Source organism: Nocardiopsis baichengensis YIM 90130 (assembly GCF_000341205.1).
Taxonomy (GTDB): domain Bacteria; phylum Actinomycetota; class Actinomycetes; order Streptosporangiales; family Streptosporangiaceae; genus Nocardiopsis_A; species Nocardiopsis_A halophila.
Window position 1 is genome coordinate 99,083 of sequence record NZ_ANAS01000034.1, and the last position, 19,544, is coordinate 118,626.

At 75.1% G+C, this 19,544-nt stretch carries 16 protein-coding genes; 10 read left to right on the plus strand and 6 right to left on the minus strand.

Annotated features, from left to right (window positions below; all coding sequences use genetic code 11):
* Positions 1-992: 992 nt before the first annotated feature.
* Positions 993-1,418 (minus strand): metallopeptidase family protein, encoded by a 426-nt coding sequence (locus tag C892_RS0123805; protein ID WP_017538531.1) that lies wholly within the window; start codon positions 1,416-1,418, stop codon positions 993-995.
* A 127-nt stretch (positions 1,419-1,545) separates the two neighbouring features.
* Between C892_RS0123805 and C892_RS0123810 the strand changes: the two genes are divergently transcribed.
* From C892_RS0123810 to C892_RS0123830, 5 genes are all read left to right on the plus strand, one after another.
* Positions 1,546-1,947, plus strand: coding sequence for a DUF3499 domain-containing protein (locus C892_RS0123810; RefSeq protein ID WP_026124590.1), 402 nt, complete (start codon positions 1,546-1,548; stop codon positions 1,945-1,947).
* 124 nt (positions 1,948-2,071) lie between these two features.
* Entirely contained in the window at positions 2,072-3,433 is a 1,362-nt protein-coding gene (locus C892_RS0123815) for a phosphomannomutase/phosphoglucomutase (protein ID WP_017559243.1), read from the plus strand.
* A 48-nt stretch (positions 3,434-3,481) separates the two neighbouring features.
* Complete coding sequence (locus tag C892_RS30905) at positions 3,482-3,658, plus strand: Trm112 family protein (RefSeq protein ID WP_017538528.1); 177 nt, start codon at positions 3,482-3,484, stop codon at positions 3,656-3,658.
* 4 nt (positions 3,659-3,662) lie between these two features.
* Positions 3,663-4,754, plus strand: coding sequence for an SIS domain-containing protein (locus C892_RS0123825; protein WP_017559244.1), 1,092 nt, complete (start codon positions 3,663-3,665; stop codon positions 4,752-4,754).
* 32 nt (positions 4,755-4,786) lie between these two features.
* Positions 4,787-6,151: a serine/threonine-protein kinase gene (locus tag C892_RS0123830; protein WP_017559245.1), complete on the plus strand. Its 1,365-nt coding sequence runs from the start codon at positions 4,787-4,789 to the stop codon at positions 6,149-6,151.
* Between the two features lie 253 nt (positions 6,152-6,404).
* Here C892_RS0123830 and C892_RS0123835 read toward each other — a convergent pair whose 3' ends face one another.
* Entirely contained in the window at positions 6,405-7,598 is a 1,194-nt protein-coding gene (locus C892_RS0123835) for a hypothetical protein (protein ID WP_239647508.1), read from the minus strand.
* A gap of 1,243 nt (positions 7,599-8,841) precedes the next feature.
* On the opposite strand from C892_RS0123835, the gene C892_RS0123840 reads away from it, so the two are divergent.
* Positions 8,842-10,959 carry an acyltransferase family protein gene (locus C892_RS0123840; protein WP_017559247.1) on the plus strand — a complete coding sequence of 706 codons (2,118 nt, stop codon included), beginning with the start codon at positions 8,842-8,844 and terminating at the stop codon, positions 10,957-10,959.
* Positions 10,960-10,989: 30 nt separating this feature from the next.
* Here the strand turns inward: C892_RS0123840 and C892_RS0123845 are convergent, their stop codons facing one another.
* Positions 10,990-11,415 (minus strand): MerR family transcriptional regulator, encoded by a 426-nt coding sequence (locus C892_RS0123845; RefSeq protein ID WP_017559248.1) that lies wholly within the window; start codon positions 11,413-11,415, stop codon positions 10,990-10,992.
* A 151-nt stretch (positions 11,416-11,566) separates the two neighbouring features.
* Between C892_RS0123845 and ahcY (C892_RS0123850) the strand changes: the two genes are divergently transcribed.
* Together ahcY (C892_RS0123850) and ahcY (C892_RS0123855) are read left to right on the plus strand one after the other, a co-directional pair.
* Positions 11,567-13,003: an adenosylhomocysteinase gene (gene ahcY, locus C892_RS0123850; RefSeq protein WP_017538521.1), complete on the plus strand. Its 1,437-nt coding sequence runs from the start codon at positions 11,567-11,569 to the stop codon at positions 13,001-13,003.
* Positions 13,004-13,046: 43 nt separating this feature from the next.
* Entirely contained in the window at positions 13,047-14,309 is a 1,263-nt protein-coding gene (gene ahcY / locus C892_RS0123855; RefSeq protein ID WP_017538520.1) for an adenosylhomocysteinase, read from the plus strand.
* On the opposite strand, the gene C892_RS0123860 is transcribed toward ahcY (C892_RS0123855), so the two are convergent.
* Positions 14,266-15,075, minus strand: coding sequence for an RDD family protein (locus tag C892_RS0123860; RefSeq protein WP_017559249.1), 810 nt, complete (start codon positions 15,073-15,075; stop codon positions 14,266-14,268). The genes ahcY (C892_RS0123855) and C892_RS0123860 overlap by 44 nt on opposite strands.
* An 83-nt stretch (positions 15,076-15,158) precedes the next feature.
* Here C892_RS0123860 and C892_RS0123865 point away from each other — a divergent pair, with 83 nt between their 5' ends.
* Both C892_RS0123865 and C892_RS32410 read left to right on the plus strand, forming a co-directional pair.
* Positions 15,159-16,154, plus strand: coding sequence for a stage II sporulation protein M (locus C892_RS0123865; RefSeq protein ID WP_017559250.1), 996 nt, complete (start codon positions 15,159-15,161; stop codon positions 16,152-16,154).
* Between the two features lie 125 nt (positions 16,155-16,279).
* Complete coding sequence (locus tag C892_RS32410) at positions 16,280-17,164, plus strand: hypothetical protein (RefSeq protein WP_017559251.1); 885 nt, start codon at positions 16,280-16,282, stop codon at positions 17,162-17,164.
* A 39-nt stretch (positions 17,165-17,203) separates the two neighbouring features.
* Here the strand turns inward: C892_RS32410 and C892_RS0123875 are convergent, their stop codons facing one another.
* Together C892_RS0123875 and C892_RS0123880 are read right to left on the minus strand one after the other, a co-directional pair.
* A complete protein-coding gene (locus tag C892_RS0123875) occupies positions 17,204-18,505 on the minus strand; it encodes a DUF58 domain-containing protein (protein WP_017559252.1) in 1,302 nt (433 codons plus the stop codon).
* 46 nt (positions 18,506-18,551) lie between these two features.
* Positions 18,552-19,535 carry an AAA family ATPase gene (locus C892_RS0123880; RefSeq protein WP_017559253.1) on the minus strand — a complete coding sequence of 328 codons (984 nt, stop codon included), beginning with the start codon at positions 19,533-19,535 and terminating at the stop codon, positions 18,552-18,554.
* Positions 19,536-19,544 lie beyond the last annotated feature (9 nt).

Consider the following 19,544-nt stretch of genomic DNA (forward strand, 5'->3'; position numbering starts at 1 on the left):
CCGCCATAGGGCGTCGATCAGCGCGCCTCCGCTCACCCCGAGCCGTGACGGTTCGTATTCCCCCAGGTCACAAGGGGGCCACTGGTCAGGGGGCGCCCGGCGCGGGCCGGGCGGGGCGCCGCGAGCACGGGCGGGAAGCGACCGGCCCCGACCGCGAGCCCGGCCCGGACCGCCAGAGGCCCGGCGGCCGACCGCCGCCCCTGAGGAACGGGCCCCTTCTCGTCGCCGCTTCCCCTCTGCACCCCCACGGCCCGCCGCCCGGCCGGGGCCCGGAGCGGGGTACCTGCCGTCCCGTCGCTGCGGCTGTCCCCGGACTGCGAGAGGCCTGGCGGCCGACAGGTAAGGCCGGGGAACCGCCGCGCCCATTCGTCGCTGCCCATCTCCCTGCACCCCGGCGGCCCGCCGCCCGGCCGACAGGCGTGAGCGGGGTATCCGCTGGGCCGTCGCCGCCTCCATCCCGCACCACCGACCAACCGGCAGCCGTCCGGAGGCCCCGGGGAACTGCCCCGCTCCGTCGTCGCCGCCCATCTCCTCGCATTCCGGCGGCCCGGTGCCCGGCCGGGGCCCATGAGCGGGGTACCAGCCTGCGCCGTCGTCGCTGCTTACCGCTGGTACCGCAGGGGCCCGCCGCCCGGCAGGCAGCCCCGAGCGGGGAACCAGCCGTCCCGTCGTTGCTGCTGTTCCCGGACCGCGAGCGGCCCGGCGGCCGACCGGCAGGCCAGGGGAACCGCCTGGCCCTGTCGTCGCCGCCTCGCCCCTTGCGCCCCGATGGCCTGTCGCCCGGCCGGGGCCCGTGAGCGGGGTACCTGCTGTGCCGTCGCCGCCCATTTCCTCTGCCACCGGGGGCCTCGTGGACACGACACGATCGGGGAAGCGGCGCGAGTCTGAGCGTGGCCGTTGGATCACCGGGATCCCGGGGCGTGCGGCGCAGGGCAGAGTCCCGGGCGGCGTAGACCCGGGGGCGGGCGGCAGGCGTGCGGCCGCCCGGCGGGTCAGGCCTCCGGGTCGACGGTCTCGGGTTCCAGGCCGAGCAGGTTGGCGACCTCTTCGACCACGGTCTCGTGCACCATCAGGGCCATCTCCTCCTGCTCCCGGGTGCGGATCTCCACGGGGCGGCGGTAGATGGTGATGCGGGCGCGTCCGTCGCGGCCGGCCTCCAGGCGGGAGTAGGGGATGCCGTCCTCGGCGGTGATCCCGCGGGGGACCCGGGGGACGTCCTCGACCAGGAACTCCACGTTCGCGAGCTCACGGGACCAGACGCGCTCCAAGCGCTCCACCGCGTCGAGCACGAGGTCGTCGAAGACCTGAGCCCGGCTGCGGGAGATGGGGACCTCCGGCGGCGCCAGCGGACCGCGGATCCCGCGGCCCCGGCGGTCCCGGCGTCGGAAGCGGTCGGCCTGAGCCCTCTGTAGGCGCACTCGTCGCACGATTCGAGAGTATGCCATCGGGGGCCGGAGCGCAGCCCCGGTCCCCCGGGGCCGGGCCCGGACACACCTGGGTCCCCGTACTGGCGCCCAAAGGAGGAAGGGATTAGGGTCGGCTCTCGTGAGCGTTGTCCGACGCTGCTCGCGAACCGCGTGCAGACAGCCAGCAGTCTTCACGCTCACCTATGTCTACGCCGACTCCACCGCCGTGCTCGGCCCGCTCGCGGCCTACGTCGAGCCCCACTGCTACGACCTGTGCGCCATGCACGCCGAGCGCCTGACCGCCCCGCGCGGCTGGGAGGTCGTGCGGCTGCCCGCGGACAGCTCCGGCGGACCCGGAAGCGACGACCTGGAGGCCCTGGCCAACGCGGTGCGCGAGGCCGCCCGCCCCCGCGCGCCCGGGGGCCGCGCCGAGCCCCCCGCGCCCTCGGGACCCGAGGGCCAGCGCAAGGGCCACCTGCGCGTGGTCAAGTCCGACAACCCGGACCGGACCCCGCCCGCCCGCCCGTCCGGGGAGGGCTGACCCCCTCCCACGCGGCCCGGGGCCCCGCCCCCGCGTTCCGGTACGTTGGAACCCCGCCCCCGGCGGGCCCGGCGACCGCCCTGCGGTGACCGTGCGGCAACGACGACTCGGATGCGGAGCAGCAGTGGGTGATCTCGGTCAGATCTTCAAGGCGTACGACGTCCGCGGCATCGTCCCCGACACGCTCGACGAGGGGGTGGCCCGCGCCGTCGGGGCCGCCTTCGCCCGGGTGAACGCGGCCCCCTCCATCGTGGTGGCGCACGACATGCGCCCCTCGTCCCCGGCGCTGGCCACGGCCTTCGCCGAGGGCGCCACCGGCCAGGGGACCGACGTGGTCATGGCCGGGCTGGGCTCCACCGACATGCTCTACTTCGCCTCCGGGCGGCTGGAGATGCCCGGGGCGATGTTCACCGCCAGCCACAACCCCGCCCAGTACAACGGCATCAAGATGTGCCGCGCCGGCGCCGCCCCGATCAGCTCCGAGACCGGGCTCGCCGAGATCCGCCGCCTGGCCGAGGAGGGCCTGGCCGACACCGGCGCCCCCGGCACGGTCACCGAGCGCGACCTGCTCGCCGACTACGCCGCCTACCTGCGGTCGCTGGTCGACCTGAGCGGGATGCGGCCGCTGAAGGTGGTGGTGGACGCCGGGAACGGGATGGGCGGCCACACCGTCCCCGCCGTCCTGGGCGACCAGCTGCTCGACGCGCTGCCGCTGGAGATCGTGCCGCTCTACTTCGAGCTGGACGGGACCTTCCCCAACCACCCGGCCAACCCGCTCGACCCGGACAACCTGGTGGACCTGCAGGCCGCCGTGCGGCGCACCGGCGCCGACGCGGGCCTGGCCTTCGACGGCGACGCCGACCGGTGCTTCGTGATCGACGAGCGCGGCGAGCCGGTGCCGCCCTCGGCGATCACCGCCATGGTGGCCGTGCGCGAGCTGGCCAAGGAGCCGGGGGCGCCGATCATCCACAACCTGATCACCTCGGCGGCCGTGCCCGACATCGTGCGCGAGCACGGCGGGGAGCCGGTGCGCACCCGGGTCGGCCACTCCTTCATCAAGGAGACCATGGCCCAAACGGGCGCGGTGTTCGGCGGCGAGCACTCCGCCCACTACTACTTCCGCGACTTCTGGCGGGCCGACACCGGGATGCTGGCGGCGATGCACGTGCTGGCGGCGCTCGGCGGCGGAGACGAGGCGCTGTCGGACCTGACCGCCCAATACACTCGCTACGCGGCCTCCGGGGAGCTCAACTCCCAGGTCGAGGACCAGGAGGGGCGCACCGCCGCGGTGGAGCGGGCCTTCGCCGGGCGCGACGGGGCGAGCGTGGACCGGCTCGACGGGCTCACCGTCTCCTTCGTCGACGGAAGCTGGTTCAACCTGCGCGCCTCCAACACCGAGCCGCTCCTCCGGCTCAATGTGGAGGCGCCGGACACCGCGGGCATGGAGCGGCTGCGCGACGAGGTACTGGCCATCGTGCGGGCCTGAGCCGGCCGCGACGACGAACGACCGACCGAGAGAAGCGCGAGAGAAGCGATGAGCGCGAAGATCGACGAGTGGCTGCTGGAGATCCTGGCCTGCCCCAAGAGCAAGAAGCCGCTGCGGCTGGACGCCGAGGCCGGCGAGCTGGTCTGCGATGAGAGCGGGCTGGCCTATCCCATCCGCGACGGCATCCCGGTGCTGCTCGTCGACGAGGCGCGAGAGGTCGGCTGACGCCGTGGTGGCCCGGGAGTTCGACGAGTCCCTGCTGGACTCCCCCGACGCCGGGGGAGCGGCGGCGCGCGCCGCCGCGTCGGCCGGGGCGCACCTGCGCGCCGGCCGCTCGGCGGCCCTGGAGGTGGACCCGGACCTGCTCCAGGCGCTGGGCCGCGCCCGTGCCCTGGTGCTGGCCGGGTCGGGCGCCGCCGCGGTGGCCGCCGACGTCGCCGCCGCCGCGCTGGGCCCCGGGTGCCCGGTCCCCGTCCAGGTGGTGCGGGGCCGCGGGCTGCCCGGATGGGTGGGCGCCGCCGACCTGGTGGTGGCGGTCTCCGGCCCCGCCGGGCCCGCCGCCGACCCGGTGGCGGCGTGCGCGGCCGAGGCGGTGCGCCGGGGCTGTGCGCTCGCGGCCGCCGGCCCGCCGGACGGCCCGCTGCGGCCCCTGGCCGAGCAGGCCCACGCGCCCTACGCGGTGCTGCGCGGCCCCGCCACCCTGTGGGGGCCGGTGGGGGCGGCGCTGGCGCTGGTCGCCGCCGCCGGTGTGCCCGCGCCGTCCGCGGAGGCCGTGGAGGCGGCGGCCGTGCGGATGGAGCAGGTCGCCGGACGGTGCGCACCCTCCGTGGAGAGCTGGGAGAACGAGGCCAAGACGCTCGCCGCCGACCTGGCCGGGACCCTGCCGCTGGCCTGCGGGTCCACCCCCGAGGCGGTGGCCGCGGCACGCTGCTTCGCCGCCCGCGCCGGCGCCGTGGCCGGGTACCCCGTGCTGGCCGCGGCCCTGCCCGAGGGGCTGGGCACCTCGCTCGCCGCGCTGTCGGGGCCGTTGGGCGGGCAGGGCCCGCGGTCGATCTTCGACGACCCCGTGGAGGACGCCGGGGTGCGGGTGCACCCGGTGGTGCTGGAGGACCCCGAGGGCGGCCCGGACGCCGACGGCGACCTGGCCGCGGTGCAGGACGCGGCGCACGCCGCGGGGACCCGGGTGAGCAGGGTCTCCACGGAGCCGGGGGATCGGATGGAACGCCTGGCCGGTTTGATCGCTCTAACCGATTACGCCACTGTGTACTTGGCTGCGGCGTATCAGGTGGAAACTGCGGCCGACGAACCGATCCAGGGCTGACGCCGACACCGAACCCCCTCTGGAGGAGCTCCATGCCCGGTCCCGAATCGCTGTCGTCGAGCGACCCCACGTCGATTGGCGACTACAGCGTCGAGGGGCGCCTCGGCAAGGGCGGCCAGGGCGTGGTCTACCTGGGCCGCGACCGGGACGGCGAAGAGGTCGCCATCAAGGTCCTCAACGACCAGTGGGCCGAGAACGACGAGCTGCGCGCGCGCTTCGAGAAGGAGGTGCGCGCGGCCCAGAAGGTGGCCTCGTTCTGCACCGCCGCCATCCACGAGGCCTGCCTGGACGTGGACCCGCCGTTCGTGGTCAGCGAGTACGTCGACGGCCCGTCGCTGCAGGCGGCGGTGGCCAAGAGCGGGCCGCGCCGCGGCGCGTCGCTGCAGCGCCTGGCGGTGAACACCGCGACCGCGCTGGTGGCCATCCACAAGGCCGGGATCGTGCACCGCGACTTCAAGCCCGGCAACGTGCTGCTGGGCCCGGACGGCCCGCGGGTGATCGACTTCGGCATCGCCCGGGTCGACGACGGCACCGCCACGCTCACCAACTCCATCGTCGGCACCCCCTCCTACATGGCCCCCGAGCAGATCGAGGGGCGCGGCATCACCGACAAGGTGGACGTGTTCGCCTGGGGGTGCGTGATGGCGTTCGCCTCCACCGGCAACGCGCCGTTCGGCGCCGACAGCGTGCCGGCCGTGGTGCACCGGGTGGTGAGCGCGCCGCCGTCGCTGGACGGGGTGCCCGAGGAGCTGCTCCCGGTGGTGCAGGCCTGCCTGGACAAGGACCCGTCCCGGCGGCCCGCCGCCAAGGAGCTGCTGATGCGGCTGCTGGGGCACGACCCCGCCGACGGCGCCTCGACCGAGGAGGTCGTGCGGGAGGGGGAGCGCGCCGCCGAGACCGGGGTGATCGCCCCGCCGCAGGGGCCCGCGGCGCCCAGCGGGCCGCAGACCCCGATGCCGTCGGGGCCGGGCCGCCCGGTCACCGGACCGCAGCCGCCCTACCCGCCGAACAGCGGCCCCCAGACGCCGCCCCCGGTCGGCCCGCCGACCCCGCCGCCCATGGGGCACCCGCAGGGGCCCACACCCATGGGGCCGCAGACGCCGCCCCCGAACATGGGGCACCCCGGCCAGATGGGGATGGGTCCGCCGCCCCCGCCGAACATGGGCCCGGGCCCCGGCGGACCCGGCGGACCCATGGGGCCGCAGGCGATGGGGCCCAACACCACGATGGGCGGCCCCAACACCACGATGGGGCCGGGTACCTACCCCGGGGGCATGCCCCAGCAGCCGCCGGCCCAGGAGGACCCGGTGCTGTCCCAGGGCTGGGTGATCCCGGCCGTGCTGGTCACGATCGTCATCCTGGTCCTGATCCTGGTGCTGGTGGCCCTCTCCGGCTGACGCGCCCCCGCCCCGGCGGTGGTCTCCCGGGGGGGGCGGTGCGCTCTTCCCGGACGTGTCGGCCGCCAAGGGGAGCGAGGCCGGTCCAGGGCCGTGACGCCGACGCCCCCGCACCGACCCCCGCCATGGGGTGGGCGATTACTGCATCCGCCGCTCAGCGCTGGGACGGCCCCGCCGAACGCCCGGCCGGTCCCGGGCGATGACGTGCCCGTGGGCTCGGCGCGCCGCGCATGTCCGCTCCCCCGACGCGTTCTCAGGCCATGGTCCGGGCCAGGCGGTCGACCGCCCGGGACACGGCGTCGTCGACGAACTCCTCCACGCAGGGCCACCGGTCCCCGGCGGAGTCGCCCGGGACCAGGGTGACGCAGTCGGTGCAGGCCGGGTCGAGGACCTCCTCGGGGCCGTCCGGGGTGTCCATCACCGCCGAGGCCGTCACCGCCAGCGCCCCGGTCGGCGGGCCGCCCACGTCGTGCACGGCCACCAGCAGCTCCAGGGAGGCGCCCGCCGCCCGCAGGTCCAGGGCGACCCAGCGGCACCCGGGGCCGGTGACGAACAGCGCCCGTTCGGCGGCCGCCGCGCAGTGCTCCAGGCGGGCCCCCTCGGCGACGTCGGCGGCCTCCACATGCGCGGCCGCCTCCGGGTCGACCTGGCGCAGCACCTGGGAGAGCGGACCGGTGCGGCGGCGCAGGTGCACCAGGACGCGCCGGTGCAGCGCCGAGGCGAGCAGCGCCGAGGGCTGCGCCTCGGCGCGGCCGTGCAGGGGGGAGCTCAGCCGGGCGCGGATGGCGGCGGTCTGCAGGTCGGCGAAGAGCGCGGCCAGTGCGGCGGTGCGCGCCTCGGGGGAGGGGGCGCCCACCGCGGCGCCGAGCCGCGTGCCGATCCGCCGGTCGGCGGCGATCGGCAGGTGGTCCGAGCGCAGCAGCGACAGCGAGGCGAGTGCCCACGGCAGCGGGCGCAGGTGGGGCGGCGGCCCGGTGGAGACGGTGCCGGTCTCCTCCAGGCGCCGGCCGAGGGCCTCGGTGGTGTGCCGGAACACCAGGGCCGCCCGCACCACGGGGTGGGTCTCGGCGGCGGCCGCCCGTGCGACCCCGGCCGCGTCGCCGATCGGAGGCGCGGGGGCGGGCGGGTCGAAGTCGGGGATCCGCCGGGCGAGCGCGGCCAGCCGGTCCGCGGTCAGGGGGGCGCCCGAGGGCGGCTCGGCGGCGACGGCGCACAGCGCGTCGGCGTCCAGGCCGGACCGGGCGGGGGAGCCGGGCTGCCCGGCCAGCGCGCGCAGCTCCCGGACGTGCCGTTCCACCGTGTCGCGCAGCCCGTCGGGGCCCTCGCGCGGGCCGCTGCGGCACCGCTGCTGGCAGAGTTCGTGCAACCGGTCGAGCCGCCCGAGGGAACGGCGGAGCGGCGCAGGGAGGTCCTCACCCGAGTGGGTCCGGTCGGCAAGGGAATCCACGGTTGCAACCGTAACCGTGACGGCCGCGCCGGAAACCGGAATCCGCGGATTCGCACGGAGGAAGGGGATGGAGCCCCTGAAGACGGTCCCCGCGATCCCTGCGGTCCCCGCTGCGGATGCGTGGCGCCGGCACGGACGCGTGGCGCCGGATCGCGCGGGTACGCCGGGCAGCGCTGTCGGGTGGCGGGCGTGCGGATGGCCAAGGGAGCAGCGGCGACGGGACGGCTGGTGCCTCGCTCACGCCTGCTCGCCGGGCGGCGGGCCGCCGGGGCGAAAGGGGGAGGGCGGCGACGACGAAGCGCGGCGATTCTCCGGCGTCGCCGGTCGGCCGCCGGGCTTCTGCGGTACCTGCGGTGAGCAGCGACGGCGGCGGGTCGTGTCCGCCGGCGTGGTGGAACTCTGCGGGCCCCGGCCGCCCCCCCCCGGGGGCACTGGCCGCCGCCCGCACCGACACCCTTGTTGATCTCGGGAGAGTCGGGGTAATACCGGCGAGTATTACCCCGACTTTCCCGAGATCAACGGCGAGGAGGGGCGCGCAACCGGGGCGGGGCCCCGATCGCGCCGTAGCGGCCGCACCGCTCACAAGGACGCGGCCGAAAGTTCCACCACTCCAGCGGACACGACCGGGGCGCCTGCCGGGCGGGTGCCCCGGGGAACCTCCCCTGCCTCATCGTTGCCGCCCCCACCCTGCACCGCAGTTGGCCTGCCGCCCGGTAAGCGGGCGTGAGCGGGGTAACTGCTGCGCCGTCGCCGCTGCTCATCGCCGGGACCGCGAGAAGCCTGGCGGCCGACCGGAGGCGCCGGGGAACCGCCCCTGCTTCGTCGTCGCCGCCTCTCACCGCCTCTCGCCCGTACCGCCCGGACTGCCCGGACTGCCCGGACTGCCCGGACCGCCGGGGCCGCCGACCGATGAGAGGCGGTCACGTCCGCCGGAGCGGTGGAACTCCTGGGAGACCGGGGTGGGCGGTGCGCGGCACCGGTCGGCCTGCCTGCCGGGACACGGACACGGGCGCTGAGGCCGATTCCGCCCGGGCCCGGAGGGGCCGGTGTCCGTCGGCCGGGCAGAGCGCCGGGTTCGCGGGCGGGGTGCCCACGGGGCGCCGCGGACTTCTGGGGCGGGCGGGTTCGCCGGCGGGAGCGGCGGGGTTCAGGCCGTGTACGCCCTCCGGTAACCGGGGGAGGGCAGGATGTGGCCTCGCCCTTGAGCCCCCTGACCGCGCACCGGAAAGCGAGCAGCGTCGCCGTGCAGTCCCTCCTCGCGGACGTTCGGGGGAGGCCCTCCTCCTCCCCGCGGTCCGCAGCAGCGTCCGCGCCCCCTTCCGGTGGGCACCGCCCCGAGATCGACGGCCTGCGCGCCGTCGCCGTCCTGCTGGTGGCCGCCTACCACGTCTGGTTCGGCCGGGTCTCCGGCGGCGTGGACGTGTTCCTGCTGGTCAGCGGCTTCCTCATCACCGGTTCGCTGGTCCGCTCGGTGGAGCGCACCGGCGGGGTGGGGGCCGCGGCCTTCCTCGGCCGGCTCTGCGCCCGGCTGATGCCCGCCGCCGCCCTCGTGCTCGCCGCGGTCCTGGCCGCCACCCGGCTCCTCCTGCCCGAGGACCGGTGGCGCGACACCCTCGCCGAAACGGTCGCCGCCGCCGGCTACCACCTCAACTGGCACCTGGCCCTGGACTCGGTCGACTACCTGTCCCGCAGCGGCGCGGTCAGCCCGCTCCAGCACTTCTGGTCGCTGTCGGTCCAGGGCCAGTTCTATCCGCTGTGGCTGCTGCTGGTGGCCGCGGCGGCCTGGGCCGCCGCCCGTGCCGGGCGCGGGGTGCGCACCGGCGCGGCCGTCGCCGTGCTCGCGGTGTTCGCCGCCTCGCTGGCCTATTCGGTGTACATGACCCGCACCGACCAGCCCTGGGCCTACTTCGACACCGGCGCCCGGCTCTGGGAGCTCGCCCTGGGCGGCCTGCTGTTCCTCGTCCTGCCGCGCCTGGACCCGCCGCGGGCGGTGCGCGTCGTCCTGGGGTGGCTGGGCCTGGCCGCGCTGGTCGGCTGCGGTGTGCTGCTCCAGGTCTCGACCGAGTTCCCCGGCTACATCGCGCTGTGGCCCACCCTCGCCGCGGCGGCGGTCATCGTGGCCGGGACCAGCGGCTCGCCCTGGGGCGCCGACCGGCTGCTCACCCTGCGGCCGATGCGCTACCTGGGCTCGCTCTCCTACGCCCTCTACCTGTGGCACTGGCCGGTGCTGGTGTTCTACCTGCACGCCACCGGGCGCACCCTGGCCAGCTGGCACGGCGGGCTGGCGGTGCTCGTCCTGTCGCTGCTCCTGGCCGCGGCCACCACCCCGCTGGCCGACCGGGTCGCCGCCTTCGCCAAGCGCAGGCCGAAGGAGGGGGAGCCGCAGGAGGGCCGGCGCCGTCGGCCGCGCCGGCTCCCCGCGCCCGCGCGGGCCGCGGCGGTCGGGCTGGCCTGCCTGCTCCCGGTGGTGCTCGCGGCCGGCGGCTGGGCCGCGCGGATGGACGCCGAGCAGCGCGCCCGCGAGGCCCTGGCCTCCGACCCCGAGGTGTACCCGGGCGCGGCCGCCCTGGCCGACGGCGCCCCCGTTCCCGAGGCCCCCGTCTACCCCGACCCGTCCGAGGCGGCCGAGGACATCCCGGTCACCTACGACGACGGCTGCAACCAGACCACCAAGGCCTCCGAGGTCATCACCTGCGTCTACGGCTCGGACCGCCCCGAGCGCACGGTCGCGCTCGTCGGCGGCTCCCACGCGACGCACTGGTTCCCCGCCCTGGAGGCGATCGCCGCCGAGCACGACTGGCGCATCGTCAACATCGTCAAGGGCGCCTGCCTGTTCACCGACGCCCCGCAGACCTACAAGGGCGAGCCCTACCCCTCCTGCGCCGAGTGGAACCGCGGCGTCATGGACGAGCTCGCGGAGCTGCGGCCGGACGCGGTGTTCACCACCGGCACCACCACCAGCCGGGACGCCACGGCCGGGTTCGGCGGCGAGCAGGTCGTGGACGGCTACGTCGACCGCTGGCGCGAGCTCGACGCCATGGGCGTGCGGGTCGTGGCGGTGCGCGACACCCCCCGGCTGGGGTTCGACGCGGTGGAGTGCCTGGCCTCGGGCGCGCCCGGGGAGTGCACCGCCCCCGCCGAGGAGTCCCTGGCCCCGGTCTCGCCCCTGGACGGGGCGGCGGGCCTGCCCGGCAACGTGGAGGTCCTCGACCTCAACGACCTGCTGTGCAGCGGCGGCGAATGCCCCTCCGTCATCGGCAACGTGCTCGTCTACTGGGACGGCAGCCACATCGCCGCCACCTACATGCGCACCATGGCGCCCGTGCTCGAAGAGCGCATGCTCGCCGCGACCGGCTGGTGAGGCGCGGCCGGTGAGGCGCGGGGCCGCCGGTCAGCGCCGCTCGCTCCCGCGCCCGTCGGCGGTGCGGCCCCGGGACTGCAGCAGCCGCAGCGCCTTGCGCTTCTCGAAGTCCATCGCCCGCGCCCGCGGCGGCGCCAGCCGCCCCAGCCGCTCGCCGTAGGCCCGCACCCGGGCCAGCGTCTCGGGCTCGGCCAGCATCCGCAGCGCGAACGCCAGCGCCGCCGGGGAGACGTCGTAGCCGCGCTCCAGCTCCAGCCCCGCGGCGATGGTGCGCAGGTCCTCGGGGGAGAACCGGCGGTGCCGGTGACCGCGCCCGGTCGGCTGCTCCTTGGTGGCCGGCAGCAGCCCCAGCGCCTCCCGGTAGCGCAGGCTGCGCGGACTGGTGCCGAGCGCCTCGGCGGCCTCGGAGATGGGCACCGCGTCCGCACGGTCGCGGCCCGGGCGGGGAGTGGACATGGCCCCGACCCTAACCGACCGCGGCCCCGCCCACCGGGACCGACCGGGCGAATCTGACAAACCCGCGTCAAATTCGCCGCCGAGCCCGTGCCCTGCGGCGGGGTCCGCGTCTAGACTCGGTGCGCATCCACCACAAGGAGTGAAGACACGCATGTCATTCGACTTCAAGGTCGCGGACCTGTCCCTCGCCGGCTACGGGCGCAAGGAGATCAGCCTCGCCGAGCACGAGATGCCCGGGCTCATGGCGACCCGCGCCGAGTTCGGTGACTCCAAGCCCCTTGCGGGCGCCAAGATCATGGGCTCCCTGCACATGACCGTGCAGACCGCCGTCCTGATCGAGACCCTGGTCGCCCTGGGCGCCGAGGTGCGGTGGGTCAGCTGCAACATCTTCTCCACCCAGGACGAGGCGGCCGCCGCGGTCGTCGTCGGCCCGAACGGTACTCCGGAGGACCCCAAGGGCGTCCCGGTCTTCGCCTGGAAGGGCGAGACCCTGGAGGAGTACTGGTGGTGCACCGAGCAGGCGCTCACCTGGCCGGGCGGTGACGGCCCCAACATGATCCTCGACGACGGCGGCGACGCCACCATGCTCGTGCACAAGGGCACCGAGTACGAGGCGGCCGGCGCGGTCCCCGACCCCTCCACGGCCGACACCGAGGAGTTCCGGGTCGTCCTCACGCTCCTGCAGAAGAGCCTGAAGGCCGACGCCAAGAAGTGGACCGAGATCGGCAAGCGGATCAAGGGCGTCTCGGAGGAGACCACCACCGGCGTGCACCGCCTCTACGAGATGGCGCGCGAGGACAAGCTGCTCTTCCCGGCGATCAACGTCAACGACTCGGTCACCAAGAGCAAGTTCGACAACAAGTACGGCATCCGCCACTCGCTGCCGGACGGCATCATGCGCGCCACCGACGTGATGATCGGCGGCAAGGTCGCCGTCGTCTGCGGCTACGGCGACGTCGGCAAGGGCTCGGCCGAGGCGCTGCGCGGCCAGGGCGCCCGGGTCATCGTCACCGAGATCGACCCGATCAACGCCCTGCAGGCGGCGATGGACGGCTACCAGGTCACCACCGTCGAGGACGTGGTGGAGACGGCCGACATCTTCGTCACCACCACCGGCAACTTCGACATCATCCGCGCCGACCACATGGAGCGGATGAAGCACCAGGCGATCGTCTGCAACGTCGGCCACTTCGACAACGAGATCGACATGGCCGGCCTGGAGAAGATCCCGGGCATCAAGAAGCAGGAGATCAAGCCCCAGGTCCACGAGTTCGTCTTCAAGGACGGGCACTCGATCATCGTGCTGAGCGAGGGCCGCCTGATGAACCTGGGCAACGCCACCGGGCACCCGAGCTTCGTGATGTCCAACAGCTTCACCAACCAGGTGCTGGCGCAGATCGAGCTCTACGCCAAGACCGAGGAGTACCCGATCGGGGTGCACATGCTGCCCAAGCACCTCGACGAGAAGGTCGCCCGGCTGCACCTGGACGCCCTGGGCGTCAAGCTGACCGAGCTGACCAAGGAGCAGGCCGCCTACATCGGCGTGGACGTGGCCGGGCCGTACAAGCCGGACCACTACCGCTACTGAGGCGCCGCCTCGAGCAGCGACTCCTCCGCACGGCACACACGCGATGGCACTGCCTGAGCACGACGTGGCGGACCTCGGCCTGGCGCAGGCCGGGGTCCGCCGCGTGGAGTGGGCCGAACGCGCCATGCCCGTCCTCGGGCGCATCCGCGAGCGCTTCGCCGCGGAGCGCCCGTTGGCGGGCGTCCGCGTCTCGGCCTGCATGCACGTCACGGCCGAGACGGCCAACCTGCTGCGGGCCCTGCGCGCCGGGGGCGCCGACATCGCCCTGGCCGCCTCCAACCCGCTGTCCACCCAGGACGACACCGCGGCCGCGCTGGTCGCCGAGTACGGCATCGCCGTGCACGCCCGCACCGGCATGGACGAGGACGCCTACGACCGCAACCTGCTCACCGTCCTTGAGCACCGCCCGCACCTGCTCTTCGACGACGGGTGCGACCTGGTCAACATCGCGCACACCGAGCGCCCCGACCTGATCGCCGAGGCCGCCGGGGGCTGCGAGCAGACCACCACCGGGGTGATCCGGCTGCGCGGGATGAGCGCCGAGGGGGCGCTCAAGCTGCCCATGGTCGCGGTCAACGACACCGCCACCAAGCGGATGTTCGACAACCGCTACGGCACCGGCCAGTCCACGATCGACGGCATCCTGCGCGCCACCAACGCCATGCTCGCCGGGCGCACCTTCGTGGTGGCCGGGTTCGGCTACTGCGGGCGGGGCCTGGCCGAACGCGCCCGCGGCATGGGCGCGCGCGTGGTGGTCACCGAGGTCGACCCGGTCAAGGCGCTGGACGCGGCCATGCAGGGCTACACCGTGCTGCCGATGGACGAGGCCGCCCCCGTCGGCGACGTCATCGTCACCGTCACCGGCAACCGGGACGTGGTGCGCCCGGAGCACCTGGCGGCCCTCAAGGACGGCGCGGTGCTGGCCAACTCCGGCCACTTCGACGTCGAGATCGACCTGGACGCCCTGGAGGCCATGGCGGTCGAGGTGCGCCGCGGGGTGCGGCCCGAGGCCGACGAGTACGTGCTGGCCGACGGGCGCCGGGTGGTGCTGCTGGCCGAGGGCCGCCTGGTCAACCTGGGCGCGGCCGAGGGGCACCCGGCGGCGGTGATGGACATGTCCTTCTCCGGGCAGGCGCTCACCGCGGCCTGGATCGCCGCCGAGGGGGCGTCACTGGCGCCCGGGGTGCACGACGTCCCCGACGGCATCGACACCGAGGTGGCCCGCCTGGAGCTGGAGGCGCTGGGCGTGCGCACCGACGCGCTCACCCCTGAGCAGGAGGAGTACCTGCGTTCCTGGCGTGCATGAGGCGCTCGGCCTCCCGGCGGCGGCGCTCGGCGAGCACCGCGGCCAGGTAGTCGGGCGGGGTGGTGCCGGGCGGCGGGGGCGGCCCGACCTGGGAGGCGACCATGTCGGCGATGCGCACCCCCATCTCGTGCCGGGCCTCGGGGGTGAGTTCGGCGAAGCGCAGCACGTACTGGCGGGCCATGGCGGCGGTGTCCGGGGACAGGCCGCTCAGCTCGGCGGCGGCCGCCCACTCGGCCAGGTGCGGCGGCATGGGGATCTCGCCGGTCCCGGTGCGCCGGGTCCGCTCGGAGACGACCAGCGTCCCTGCGGCGAAGTCGCCGACCCGCCGGCCGTCGCGGTCCACCAGCGAGGTGATCAGCGCGATCATCCCCGACAGCGTCCAGATCTCCACCACGGCCACCAGGGCGCGCACCAGCGCCTGGCGGAACCGCTCGGGGGAGCCGTCCGCGCCCACCACGCGCAGGCCCAGCGCCATCTTGCCCAGGGAGCGCCCCCGCGTGGCGGTCTCGAAGGCCACCGGGTAGCCGACCAGGATCAGCACCGTGAGCCCCAGGTAGGCGGCCATGGTCGCGGCGGGGTCCACCCCGTCGGCGACGGCCGTGATGAGCAGCATGAGCAGGAGCAGCGACACGCCCTGCACCACGATGTCGAGGGCCAGCGCCAGGGCGCGCGTGGCGAACCCCGCCGGGCGCAGGTCGAGCACCACGGCGTCCCCGGTGACCAGCTGCGACGGCGCCCCGTGGGCGTTCTGACCCGGGTGTACCACCAGTGCTCCCTTCTTCCCCGATGGGCACCGATCGCCCCCGGTGCCCGCCTCCCAGTCTGTCACCAAGGGTAGGGTCGCTTGGCGTGGAGATCGACGTTTTCGCCGCCGCGCACCGCGGGGACTGGGAGCGGCTCGAGGCGCTGGTGCGCCGGCGCCGCAGGCTGACCGGCCCCGAGGTCGACGAGCTGGTCGACCTGTACCAGCGGGTGTCCACCCAGCTCTCGGCCGTCCGCTCGGCCGGCGGCGACCCGGCCCTGGTGGGACGGCTGTCCGGCCTGGTGGCGCGGGCGCGCGCCGCCGTGGTCGGGGCGCACGACCCGGCCTGGCGCGACCTGGCCCGGTTCCTCACCCGGACCTTCCCGGCGGTGGTGTACCGGCTGCGGTGGTGGTGGATCGCGGCGAGCCTGGGCACCGTGGCCTTCTCCACCGCGATCGCCGTGTGGCTGGTCAACGACCCGGCGGCGATGGCGGCGATGGGCACCCCGGAGGACATCCGGGCCTACGTCGAGCACGACTTCGAGAACTACTACGTGGAGCACCCGGGGGCGTCCTTCGCGGCGCAGGTGTGGACCAACAACGCCTGGGCGGCGGCGCAGGCGCTGATCTTCGGGGTGTTCCTGTGCCTGCCCACGGTCTACGTCCTGGCGCTCAACGGCGCCAACCTGGGGACGGCCGGGGGCATGATGGTCGCCCACGGCAAGGGGGACGTGTTCTTCGGCCTGATCATCCCGCACGGGCTGCTGGAGCTGACGGCGGTGTTCGTGGCGGCCGGTGTGGGCCTCAAGCTCGGCTGGACCGTCATCGACCCGGGCGGCCGCCCGCGCGGCCGGGCCCTGGCCGAGGAGGTGCGCGCGGCGGTGGCCGTGGCGCTGGGGCTGGTGCTGGTGCTGTTCGTCTCCGGCCTGATCGAGGGCCTGGTGACGGGGTGGGTGCACACGACCTGGCTGCGCATCGGCATCGGCGTGGCGGCCGAGGCGGTGTTCCTGCTCTACGTCTACACCCTCGGCCGCAAGGCCTACCGGGAAGGCGAGACGGGCGACATCACCGCCGCCCCCCAGACGGCCCCGACGGCGGCGTAGGACGGCGGAGCGGACCGGGGCCGACCGTCGGCGGCGCGGACGCAAGGGGTTCCGGTCGCGTTCTTGATACACAGGTTCGACGTTTCCCCTGCGGCCTGCACAGATCCGCCGCTAGCTTCCCGTGCATGGTGAAACCCCCTCATGAGGCCCTGCACCGGATCTTCTGCGAGGATCCCCACCTGCTGGGGCGCACCTTCGAGCACCTCTTCGGCAACGGACCGCCCGCGCCCGAGTCGGTGTCGGTGCTCAACGCCGATCTCTCCGAGATCAAGGTCATCGAACGGCGCGTGGACTCCGTCCTGTGGTTGGAGTACGGCGCCGAGGACCACATCCTCATCATCGAGGCGCAGTCCGAGAAGGACGGGGGCAAGCGGGGCAGCTGGCCCTACTACGTCTCCTACCTGTACGAGAAGTTCGGGTGCGGAGTGACGCTGCTCGTCGCGTGCCCGTCGACGGCCACGGCGTCCTGGGCACGTGAACCCATGGTCATCGGCTCTCGGTGGCACTCGACCCAGACGACGGCCCCGATCGTGCTCGGCCCGGACAACGTCGCAACCGTCACCGACCCCGATCAGGCCGCCGAGGACGTGATGCTGGCGGTCTTCTCCGCGCTCGTGCACAGGAAGGGCCCGAAGCGGGATGGCATACTGAAAGCGCTGGCTGAAGCGCTGGACAGGATCGAAGTCGCGACCGCGAAGTACATCGCCGAGTTCACCGAGACCGGCCTCGACGAAGGCCCGGCGCGAGAGTTCTGGAGGGAACTGATGGCCGGAGCGACGTACCACTACCCGTCCCAGATGCGGTTGCAAGGCCGCGCGGAGATGGCGGCGAATTCGGTCTTCACCGTACTGAGGAGGCGGGGAATCCCGGTCTCTGACGGCGTGCGGGAGCGGATTTCGGCCTGCCGAGACGAGGCCGTGCTCAGCGGTCTGGTGGACCGGGCCTTCGATGTCCGTTCCGCTGAGGAACTTTTGGAGGACCTCCCGAAGGGCGACGCCCCCGCACGGTGAGCTTCGCCGGGGGAGGGCCTTGGGCCTTCCCCCGGTCGGCTACAGCCTGCCCTGGGCCTTCATGGCGATGTAGGCGTCGGCGAGGGCCGGGGCGATCGTGTCGGGCGGGGCGTCGACGACCTCGACGCCGTGCCTCTTCAGTTCGGCCGTGACGCGCCTGCGGTCGGCCAGGGTCCGGCGCGCCGCCGCCGAGCGGTAGGCCGCGCGGGCGTCGCCGCGCTCGGCCGCCATCGCCTCCACCGCCGGGTCGCCCACCGCGGCGAGCATCACCGCGTGCCGCGCGGTCAGGGCCGGGAGCATCGGCAGCAGGCCCTCCTCCAGGGCCGAGGCGTTCAGGTCGGTCAGCAGCACCACCAGCCGCCGCGAGCGCCCCTGGCCGCCCAGGACCGCGGCGGCCATCGCCGCCGGGTCCGACTCCACCAGCTCGGCCTCCAGCGGGGCCATCGCCCCCACGATCGCGGGCACCGACGTGCCCCGCCCCCGGGTGCGCACCTGGGCCCGGACCCGGCGGTCGAAGGCCAGCAGGTCCACCCGGTCGCCCGCCTTGGCGGCCAGCGCCGCCAGCAGCAGCGCCGCGTCCATGGAGTGGTCCAGCCGGGGCACGTCCCCCACCCGGCCGGCCGAGGTGCGCCCGGTGTCCAGCACCAGCAGGATCCGCCGGTCCCGCTCGGGCCGCCAGGTGCGCACCACCACCGCCTCGCGGCGGGCCGTCGCCCGCCAGTCGATGGAGCGCACGTCGTCCCCGGGCACGTACTCGCGCAGCGAGTCGAACTCGCTGCCCTGCCCGCGCACCAGGGCGCTGGTGCGCCCGTCCAGTTCGCGCAGGCGCGCCAGCTTGCCCGGCAGGTGGCGGCGGCTGTGGAAGGGCGGCAGCGCCCGCAGCGTCCACGGCGCGGTGTGCGTGGCCTGGCGGGCCGCCAGGCCCAGCGGGCCCAGGCAGCGCACGGTCACCCCCGCCGCCGCGTGGTCGCCGCGCCGCTGCGGCTCCAGCACGGTCGCCAGCCGCCGCCGCTCGCCGCGCGGCACCCGCAGCGGGTGCCGGGCCGGGTGCGCCCCCGCGCTCGGCGGCCAGGCGTCCCGCAGCACCCCGCGCAGCGCCCGCCCGGGCGGGCCGGACACCAGCAGCTCCACCCGGGCGGTCTCGCCCAGCCGGACCGAGGTGTCGCCGGAGCGCTCCAGCGCGACCCGGCGCGCGCTGGGCGCCAGCGCCAGGTCGGCGGCGATGAGCAGCACCACCAGCGCCACCGACGCCCACGCCGCCTGCGGCGCGAGCACCCCGGCGGCCAGTACCACCGGAACGGCGGCGAAGGCGAGCGCCACCGCGCGGCCCGTGATCGCCATCAGTGCTCCATCCCCGGTCCCGTCGGCTCCACCGCGCGCCCTCCGCTCACCGGGGGACCGGCACCGAGGCCAGCACGCCGTCGAGCACCCCGTCGGCGGTGGCGCCCTCCAGCTCGGCCTCCGGCCGCAGCGCCACCCGGTGCCGCAGGGTCGCCCGGGCGAGCGCCTTCACGTCGTCGGGGGTCACGTAGTCCCGCCCGGACAGCCATGCCCAGGCCCGGGAGGTGCGCAGCAGCGCGGTCGCCCCGCGCGGGGAGGCGCCCAGCTGCAGAGACGGCGACCGCCGGGTGGCCCGGCACAGGTCCACGATGTAGCCCAGGACCTCCTGGGAGACGCGCACCGAGGCGGCCGCCGCGCGCGCGGCGGCCAGCTCGGCGGGGCCGGCCACCGGGCGCACCCCCGCCGCCTCCAGGTCCGAGGGGTCGAACCCGGCGGCGTGCCGGGCCAGCACCCCCACCTCGTCGTCCCGTTCGGGCAGGGCCACCACCAGCTTCAGCAGGAACCGGTCGAGCTGGGCCTCGGGCAGCGGGTAGGTGCCCTCGTACTCCACCGGGTTCTGGGTGGCGGCCACCACGAACGGGTCGGGCAGGGGCGAGGGGTCGCCCGCGACCGTCACCTGCCGCTCCTCCATCGCCTCCAGCAGGGCCGCCTGCGTCTTGGGCGGGGTGCGGTTGATCTCGTCGGCCAGGAACAGGTTGGTGAACACGGGCCCGCGGTGGAACTCGAACTCGGCGGTGCGCGCGTCGTAGACCATCGACCCGGTGACGTCGCCCGGCATCAGGTCCGGGGTGAACTGGGTGCGCTTGTGGTCCAGGTCCAGCGCCGCCGACAGGGCGCGCACCAGCAGCGTCTTGGCGACGCCGGGGACGCCCTCCATCAGCACGTGGCCGCGGCACAGCAGCGCCACGACCAGGCCGGTCACCGTCTCGTCCTGGCCGACCACGGCCTTGGCGACCTCGTGGCGCACGGCGCCCAGGGCCTGGCGCGCCTGCTCTGCGCTGGGCGCGCCCTGCGGGGTGAAGGCGGTCACGGTGTGCTT

Bases quoted from the DNA above. Each gene is read 5' to 3' on its own strand.
- C892_RS30905 (WP_017538528.1), top strand. From the start codon at position 3,482: ATGAGCGCGAAGATCGACGAGTGGCTGCTGGAGATCCTGGCCTGCCCC.
- C892_RS0123830 (WP_017559245.1), top strand. From the start codon at position 4,787: ATGCCCGGTCCCGAATCGCTGTCGTCGAGCGACCCCACGTCGATTGGC.
- C892_RS0123845 (WP_017559248.1), bottom strand. From the start codon at position 11,415: ATGTCCACTCCCCGCCCGGGCCGCGACCGTGCGGACGCGGTGCCCATC.
- ahcY (WP_017538521.1), top strand. From the start codon at position 11,567: ATGTCATTCGACTTCAAGGTCGCGGACCTGTCCCTCGCCGGCTACGGG.
- ahcY (WP_017538520.1), top strand. From the start codon at position 13,047: ATGGCACTGCCTGAGCACGACGTGGCGGACCTCGGCCTGGCGCAGGCC.
- C892_RS32410 (WP_017559251.1), top strand. From the start codon at position 16,280: ATGGTGAAACCCCCTCATGAGGCCCTGCACCGGATCTTCTGCGAGGAT.
- C892_RS0123875 (WP_017559252.1), bottom strand. From the start codon at position 18,505: ATGGCGATCACGGGCCGCGCGGTGGCGCTCGCCTTCGCCGCCGTTCCG.